The organism is Desulfobaculum sp., from assembly GCF_054921475.1.
Genome location: NZ_JBUDSW010000159.1, coordinates 1 through 8,608, shown reverse-complemented (window position 1 = coordinate 8,608; position 8,608 = coordinate 1). Strand labels below are relative to the sequence as shown.

Genomic DNA, 8,608 nt, shown 5'->3' with positions numbered 1-8,608 from the left:
CATTTCGGGGCCGTGTACATCACGACGGAGTCTTCTTTACAGCAGGCTGGCTGCGGAATCGGTGCCTACTCCATGATAACGCATCCCTTAACGGCATTTTGCGCGCCGCCCGCGTTCAGCCTCCGCCCCGCACTGCGATGTGCCCGGAGGGCGATACGGCGCGCTCCATCGCGGGAACACCGCGTGACAGCGCCTGGCGTGGCAAAGCCCCATCCCGGCGTAAGCGCACCACAAGACGCTCGGCATACCCTTCTCCCCCCTAAGTGCCATAAGAACACACTGCCCTCCGCCCCAGCAGCACCACGCCGCCCCGCAGCGGTTGGCATGGAGGGGCATCAGCATCACCACCGCGCCGGACTGGCCACCGGCACCGCTCAACCACGCCCGTCCCCGATACGAAAAAGCGCCGCGACCCGAATCCGGGCCGCGGCGCTGTGCGTTTAGATGATGCCGTGCAGTGGTCCACCGGGCGCGCCGAGGGCGTCCACCCGCTTTTCCACATCCGGGTCCGGCTCCAGCGGCGGAGCGTGGTAGGTCTTGAGGCGGGCGTCCACAATGAGCGGGCCGCGCGTGCCCCAATGCTTGCAGTGCGTGAACTCATGCACGCCGTACATATCCGTGGCCGGGTCGGAACGGGTGAAGGTCACCCACAGGAAGGCGTTCCAGTCCTCCACGGTAAAGCTGCTGTCATCCGCCACGACGATGAGCGGGAAGCCGTCCAGCCCCTCAGCGTGCTCCAGCGCCTCTGCAATCTCGCGCATGCGCGGGTCGTGCTGGTCGCGCCCCTTGTCGTGGGCCGGTCCCTGCACCACAAGAATGCCTGGGGCGAAGACGCGCGGCTCGCTAAAGCCTTCCGGCAGCGGCAGATGCCCGGTCAACTCATAGGCAAGGTCGCGCCGCTTCGGGCCGGTGGCCGCCCAAAGGAGCTTGGAGCCCTGATTCAGGCTGATGCCGGAGTAGTCCAGCGTATCCATGGTGGTTCTGGTGATGAAATGCAGATCGCGGGTAAAATCCGTGCGCTCCAGCATGTGGCGGAAGAATCCCGGCACGTTGTGCGCAGTCAGGGCGTCGTCGTCCTCGCGCGCGGCAATGAGGCAATACTTGGACAGCGACGTCTGCGTGTTGCCAAGAAGGGACAGCCCGCAGGTCAACAGCTCCTGTGGGATGCGTTCCTCGGCGTAGGGCACGTAGCGCTCACTGCCAATGGCCAGCAGCAGCGGATGCACGCCCGCGGCGTCCACGGCGTGGACCTCGTGCACACCGGCAAAGACCGAAGGGATAAGCTCGGCGGTGAGTTCGTGGATGAACGTGCCGAACATGGTGTCTTCCTGCGGCGGACGGCCCACCGTGGTAAACGGCCACACCGCGCCGTCGCGGTGGTAGACCTTCTCCACATGCAGGACGGGAAAATCGTGCTTTAAGCTGTAGTAGCCAAGGTGGTCGCCAAAGGGCCCCTCCGGCTTCTGGTGCGTGGAGTACACCTTGCCGCAGATGCAGAAATCCGCTTCGGCAAGGATGGGCAGCTCCTTGCCCCGGCGCACCATGCGCATGCGCTGGCCGCCCAGCACGCCAGCAAACAACAGCTCCGCAATGCCTTCGGGCAGGGGCATGATGGCCGCAAGGGTCATGGCAGGCGGGCCGCCGACAAAGACGTTGACGTCCAGCGGCTCGCGGCGGTCGATGGCTTCGGCGTGGTGGTGGCCTATGCCGCGGTGGATCTGGTAGTGCAAGCCCACTTCCTGATCCTTTTCAAAGTCGTTGCCCGTCAACTGCACGCGGTACATGCCAAGGTTGGAGCGCGCGTAGCCCGGCTTTTTGGGGCTTTCGGTATAGACCTGCGGCAGGGTGACGTAGGCGCCGCCGTCCATAGGCCACGACTTCAGGTGCGGCAACTCGCTAATGGTGGTGGTGTTGGCGAGGACAGCCCCCTCCTGCACCGTACGGGGCATGGAGTTCCACATGGCGCGGGGCGCGCCAAGGTACTGCCACGGCCGCTTCAACGCGGCAAAAGGGTCCACCTTGAGCTTGAGAAGGCGCTCAACGGTGTCCAAGGTGTCGCGAAAGATGTAGCGGACGCGGTCCAACGTGCCAAAGACGTTGGCCGCCATGGGGAACGTGGTTCCCTTGACGTTGGTAAACAGGAGCGCCGGACCTCCGGCTTCAAACACCCGGCGCTGCACCGCTCCGATTTCGATGGACGGATCCATCTGGGTATCGATGCGGACCAGTTCGCCGCGCGCCTCAAGGTCGCTCAGACAATCCTGCAAATTCGTGTAGCCCATTCTATCCCCGTTTCAAGGTTTGCTCGGTGTAACCTGTGCCGCAATTCTTTGCCCCAAGGGGGCCCTGTTTGGCAAGTGACTGGTATCCTTTTGTCTTGAAAGAATGTCAAAACCGTCCGCAAAGCGACAATACTGCCGTTTCAGGCATTTGCAGGGCCTGCGCAAAAGGGCTATTCGTGAAGGCCTTGGCCGGCCCCAAACCATCGCTCACCACAACCTGCGCCCCTCCCACACAGCGGGACACCACGACGCAGCAACAAGGCGCACAAGCATGCAACTTTCCGACGACGTGCAACACATCCTCGACCTCACCCAAGACCTCATGCGCATTCCGTCCACGGCGGCGCACCCGGAGGCCATCACGGCCTGCGCCGACGCCATTGCGGAATACATCAGCGCCCTTGGTGTGCGGCCGGAGCGTTTTTCCTTCAACGGCGTGCCCTGCGTCGCCGCCCTGCCGAAGGAGCGCTACGCCCCGGTGCTGCTCATGGCCCACTTTGACGTCGTCGCGGCCGACAGCGAGGAGCAGTTCATTCCCGTCATCAAGGACGGCAACCTCTACGGCCGCGGCAGCATTGACGACAAATACGCCGTCGCCATGTCCCTGACGCTGTTCAAAAAACATCTGGAAGCCATCCGGGCCGCCGGGGGCAGCCTTGCGGACATGCCCTTCGGCCTCTTGTTTACCGGCGACGAGGAGCGCGGCGGGCACGACGGCGCGGGCAAGGTTCTGCGCCGCATCTCCACGGATTTCAGCATTGCCATCGACGGCGGCGCGCCGCAGCGTGTGGTCACCAAAGGCAAGGGCATTCTTGATGTGCGCCTGACCACCCACGGCACCGCCGCCCACGGCGCGCGCCCGTGGCTGGGCGAAAGCGCCTTTGACCTGTTGGTGGAGGACTACGCGGCCCTGAAGGCGCTCTTCCCCATGGGGGACGACGACGCCCACTGGCACCGCACCATGAACTTCGGCATCGTCCGCGCGGGCAAGGACGCCGCCAACAAGGTCCCCGGCACTGCAGAAGCCATCATCGACATCCGCTACACCGAGCATGACGATGTGGACGACCTGCTGGCCCAAATGGACGCCGCCACCCACGGCACCATTGACGTGCTGGCGCGCGAGCCCATGTTCTACGCGGGCGCGTCCCCCTATCTGGACCTGCTTCGTGCGCAGAACCCCGGCCTTGAGGCCGAATTCGCCCACGGCGCAAGCGACGCCCGCTTCCTGACGGACAGCGGCGTCCCCGCCGTTATATGGGGCGCGCAGGGCGAGATGAGCCAGCACGGCCCCAATGAACACCTGTGCCTCGACTCCCTGCAAGACCTGACGGACCGGCTGGACGCCTTCCTGTCCGAAGCGGCCTCCGTTGCCGCAAAGCCGCAGGAAAGCGCCAAGGCGTAAACACCGCCAGCGCCCATACCAGCACACTCCGGCGTCGCCTGCGCTTTGGCGCGTGGGCGGCGCCGTGTGTTTTCAGGGCCGCGCAGGCAGGGGGCGGGGTTACTGCTGGCCGGCGATGGCGAGTTCCATATCCACCATTTCCTGCCCACGTTCAAAGGCGCGGTCCTCAGTGGCGCCGGCGGCTTTGACGTGCTTCACCTCTTCGCCCTCGGGATTGAGCAGAACCATGGCGAATTCCGAGCACAATTCACCGTCCGGCGTCAGGCGGATGGTCCAGCCCTTGTAGTCGCGTTCGAGCTTTTGCATGGCGCTTCTCCCTGTTTTACTGTCTTGTTTCCTCTTGAATATTGGCGCGATGCTACCACGCCAGCCCCGGCATGCAAAGTGGCCCGGACTGCCGCGTGGGCACCCATCCGCATTGCCCAGTCTGGACGGAAAAGTGCAATTCCGATAGTCATAATACTATTGAGCACGAACCAGACGCGCAAGGAGCCACGCATGCCCCATCAGGACCAAGAACACGGCACATGCAGCCGCTGTGAAACGCTTCCTTCCCCCCTGCCCGAGCGCGGCGTGCTGTATATTGTCCCGCCCATTTCGCACACCGGGCAGGTGATTGAGAGCTTTCTCACCTCGTTGGGCTTTCGCTATGAACAGCCCCTGCCCAACATCTACGTCATTTCCTTCCACAAGAACGACCTCAAGAACCTGTGCTCAAAATATTTCTGCACCCTCAGCTTTGCGGAACAGGAAGACACCAAGTGCCTTATCCTTGGCGAAGAGGACGAATTCACGGTCTATCATCTCACAGAGATGGAGCCGCTGTCGGTGCTGACCTCGCGCATTCAGGGGGAGTGGCTTATTGACCTGCTTCAGGCGGACAAGCTGGTCACCCACTTCCAGCCCATCGTCTCCTGCGCCGACCCTGCCGAGGTTTTCGGGTACGAGTGCCTGCTGCGGGGCGAAGGCAAAGACGGCCTCATCATGCCCGGCGAGATGTTCTCCATCGCCAGTGCGGCGGACCTTATGTTCAACCTCGACCGCGCGGCGCGCCTTGCCTCGGTACGCGGGGCAGCCATGGCGGGCATTACCGGCAATATCTTCATCAACTTCATCCCCACCGCCATCTACGCGCCGGAATTCTGCCTGCAAACCACCCTAGCCGCCATCAACAGGTACAATATCCGCCCGGAGCAAGTGACCTTCGAGGTGGTGGAGTCCGAACAGGTCAAGGACACCAAGCACCTTGTCAAAATTCTCTCCTTTTACAAGGAGCGCGGCTTTGGCGTGGCCCTTGACGACATCGGCGCGGGGTACAGCTCGCTGAATCTTCTGGCGCAGCTGCAACCGGACTACATCAAGCTGGACCTTGAACTCGTGCGCGACGTGCACGCCGACCCGTACAAGGCCGTTATCACCAAGAATCTTCTGGACCTTGCGGCCAAGCTCAAGGTGCGCATCATTGCCGAGGGCGTGGAATCGCGCGAGGAGTGGCTGTGGCTGAAGGACAACGGCGCAGACCTTGTGCAGGGCTACCTTTTTGCCCGGCCAGACGCCACGCCGCCGCGCCCCATTCTCCCCTAAGCGCTCGCCGGGCCAGCCGCCACCCTGCACAACACGCGCCCCTTGCGCGCCACAGGGCGCAGTGTGGTATACTCCCTTGACGCTTCGTCTTCGTCCATAAGGAGCCACTATGTCTCAGCCGCAAGCGCCCACCGCCCCCAGCCTCACCCTCGGCCTGCTCCAGCAGGCCCTTGACAGCCTTGAGGACGCCTTTGTCCTCGTGGGGGCCAACGGGCAGGGCATCTGGTGCAATGCGGCCTTTGCCGCCCTCACGCAGCAGGCGCAGAGCGACATTGTCCGGCGCGACATTGCCAGACTGCTGCCCATGCGCAAGGACGCCGCCGTCCTCCCCCGCGCGGCGCACCCCCTCTCCGCCCTGCTTGAAGGCAAAACCGCCACGCGCGAGGTGGTAAACCTCACCACGCCGTCGGGCATTGTTACGGTGGAGGTCACGGGCTCGCGCCTTATGACCGAACACGGCCCAGTTATCATGCTGGGCATCCGCGACCTGCCGGACCAATTCGATTTTGAGCAGTTTCAACTGTACCAGACCGCCCTTATCACCGCGCCCTACTCCATCATCATCACGGACGCGGATATGCGCATCATCTGGGTGAACCCCATGTTTACGGAGACCACAGGCTACGGGCTGGACGAGGTCTTTGGCACGGGGGGCAAGGTGCTGCGCTCCCCCGAGCATGACGAAGAATTTTACCAAGGCATCCTGAGCACCATCCGCTCCGGCGGCACATGGACGGGGGAGATAGCCTCACGCCGCAAGGACGGCGGCATCTACCACGAGGAGCAAACCATCGTCCCCATGACCAACGCGCTGGGCGAGCCGTCGCACTACATCATCATGCGCCGGAACATCACCCGGCAAAAGCTCATCGAGATGGGCCTGACAGAACGCGAAGAACGCTACAGCGCGCTGTTTCGCCACAGCAATGACGGCATCATCATCCACACTCCCGAGGGCGAGATTCTGGACGTGAACGTCAAGGCGCAGGACATGTTTGGCTACAGCCGGCAGGAGATGATCCGCCAGCACGTCACTTTTCTGAGTACGAACGAGACGAAGCACGAAGGGAAAAACGCCGTCAAGCACGTGGCGCGCGAGGGAAGCACACACTTTGAGACCCAACTGCGCCGCAAGGACGGCACAACCTTCTGGGCGGAGATAACCGCCAACATCATTGAATATCCTAGCCGTCAGGTGGTGCAGGGCATCATCCGCGACGTCACCCACAGCCGCCTCATTGAAAACGACCTGCGCCACAAGCAGGCGCGGCTGGAGGAAGACCTGCGGGCCGCGGCGGAAATCCAAAAAAGCCTCATCCCGCCAGCGCCGCCGCAGACGCCGTTTTTCGACATCCACTGGAACTTTATGCCCAGCGAACACATCGGCGGCGACATTTTCGACATTGTGCAGCTGGACGACGAGCACTACGCCTTTTACGTGCTGGACGTCAGCGGGCATGGCGTCCCCGCCGCGCTGGTGGCGGTTTCCGTCTCGCAGGTGCTGGAGCCGCAATACCTTGCGCGGCGCAAGCCCCCGCCCCAACGCGGGTGGGAAATTCTGCCCCCGGCCATCGTCATGGACTTTCTGGACCGGCAATTCCCCATGGCGCGCTTTGGCAACCGGTTCTTCACCATCCTCTACATGGTGCTCAACATCCGCACAGGCACCCTGCGCTATTCCGTCGCCGGGCACCCGCCCCCTATTGTACTGCGCGCCGACGGCAGCACCGCCCTGCTGGACAAGGGCGGCCCGCTCATCGGCCTCAGCGGCGCGTTGCCCTTTACCGAGGGCGAAATTACCCTCGCCGCGGGGGACCGCATCGCCATGTACTCCGATGGCATCACCGAGCACCAAAACGCCGAGCATGACTTCTACGAGATGGAACGCTTCACGCAGGCGCTCACCGCCCACCGCGACGCGCCCTTGCCGGAAATGGTGGAGCATGTGGTGCAGGACGTTATGGCCTTTGGCGACGGCGTCCCCTTACGCGACGACCTCACCCTTGTTCTGTTGGATTACAACGGCTCGGAGGAGAGCACGCCCTAGCGGCGCAGACCTCACGGACGCGCCCCAAAGCCATGGTAGAGAGGGAAACAGAAGAAAGCGCTGTACAGATGGACTCTGGGCCAGACGCAGGACGCGCCGCCCGGTCTGCGCCTAGGGCAAATAGGTCCGCAGCCACCACTCAAAGCTGAGCAGCGACCAAATAAACAGGCGCCGGTTCGTACGCCCGTCCAAATGCTCCTCCACCAGCGCGCGCACCGCCGCCGGGTCCATATAGTCGTAGATGCGGGCGTCGCGGCCAAGGAGCGTGCGGCGCACATAGTCAAGACTCTCGCCCTTAAACCACGCCTCATCCGGGCCGGAGAAGCCGCGCTTCACCCCGCCTGCAATCTCCTGCGGCACCAGCTTGGCCATCATCTTGCGCAGCAGCAGCTTGCCGTCGCGGGTTTTGGCGTAAAAGCGGCGGAGCTTGCCGGGTTCATTCTCGTTGATGCGCACCACCTCGCCCAGATTGCCCAGCTTCATGGACACGGGCAAACGCATGGCAAAGTCCACAAGGTCGTTATCCAAAAACGGCACCCGCATTTCCAGCCCGTGCGCCATGGTCAACTTGTCCTCCACCACCAAAAGCCCATGCAAAAAGGTCCGCGCCTCGAAGTACAGCGAGCTGTTTACGTACTCCTCCGGCGACAGAAGACGCGGCGGACGGCGGCCGAAAACATCGCGGAAGATATCGCGCGTCCACACGTGGGAGACATCCTTCCAGATGGGGGCGAACACGCTCTGGATGGCGCGGTTTGGAATGAGGCGCTGCCAAAAGAGGTAATACTTGTCCACGTACGCCTCAAAGTCGTGGTTCACCACGGCGCGGTAATAACGCCACGGATACCCGCCAAAGAGTTCATCCCCGCCCGTGCCGGAGAGGACCACCTTCACAAACTTTCCGGCCAGCTGCGCCACGTAGAAATTCGGATAGCTCTGCCCCACGCGCGGCTCCTCAATGGCGGCGGCCAGCCGAGGCAGAACGCGCTCCATATCGCCCGCCTTGAGGACCATCTCGTAGTGCTCGGTCTGAAAGAGGTAGGACATCAGCTCCGAGAGTTCGCGCTCGTCGTAGCCAAATTCCAGCCCGGACGCCGAGTGCATGTCGAACCCGCAGGTGAAGGTGCGCATCTCCTGCAAACGCGGCGAGGCCACGGCGGTAATGGCGCCGGAGTCCATCCCCCCGGACAGGTAGCCGCCAACGGGCACATCGCTCACCAGCTGGCGCGTCACCGCCTGCGCAAAGAGCCGCTCCAGCTCCTCCAGATACTCGCCCTCGTCCGCCGGGAC

The 8,608-nt window shown here is 63.1% G+C and carries 6 protein-coding genes; 3 read left to right on the top strand and 3 right to left on the bottom strand.

Going from position 1 to position 8,608, the window contains the following annotated elements:
• Window positions 1–440: 440 nt before the first annotated feature.
• Window positions 441–2,282, bottom strand: a complete 1,842-nt coding sequence (locus ACY69P_RS10965; protein WP_462327496.1) for a UbiD family decarboxylase — start codon at window positions 2,280–2,282, stop codon at window positions 441–443.
• A gap of 271 nt (window positions 2,283–2,553) precedes the next feature.
• Between ACY69P_RS10965 and ACY69P_RS10960 the strand changes: the two genes are divergently transcribed.
• Window positions 2,554–3,687 (top strand): M20 family metallopeptidase, encoded by a 1,134-nt coding sequence (locus ACY69P_RS10960; protein WP_462327495.1) that lies wholly within the window; start codon window positions 2,554–2,556, stop codon window positions 3,685–3,687.
• A 99-nt stretch (window positions 3,688–3,786) separates the two neighbouring features.
• Here the strand turns inward: ACY69P_RS10960 and ACY69P_RS10955 are convergent, their stop codons facing one another.
• Window positions 3,787–3,993, bottom strand: a complete 207-nt coding sequence (locus ACY69P_RS10955; protein ID WP_404845242.1) for a hypothetical protein — start codon at window positions 3,991–3,993, stop codon at window positions 3,787–3,789.
• 192 nt (window positions 3,994–4,185) lie between these two features.
• Between ACY69P_RS10955 and ACY69P_RS10950 the strand changes: the two genes are divergently transcribed.
• Window positions 4,186–5,271, top strand: coding sequence for an EAL domain-containing protein (locus tag ACY69P_RS10950; protein WP_462327494.1), 1,086 nt, complete (start codon window positions 4,186–4,188; stop codon window positions 5,269–5,271).
• A 109-nt stretch (window positions 5,272–5,380) separates the two neighbouring features.
• Entirely contained in the window at window positions 5,381–7,318 is a 1,938-nt protein-coding gene (locus ACY69P_RS10945) for a SpoIIE family protein phosphatase (protein ID WP_462327493.1), read from the top strand.
• Between the two features lie 111 nt (window positions 7,319–7,429).
• Here ACY69P_RS10945 and ACY69P_RS10940 read toward each other — a convergent pair.
• Window positions 7,430–8,608 (bottom strand): asparagine synthetase B family protein (locus tag ACY69P_RS10940; protein WP_462327492.1); only part of this gene is annotated, 1,179 nt, incomplete at its 5' end.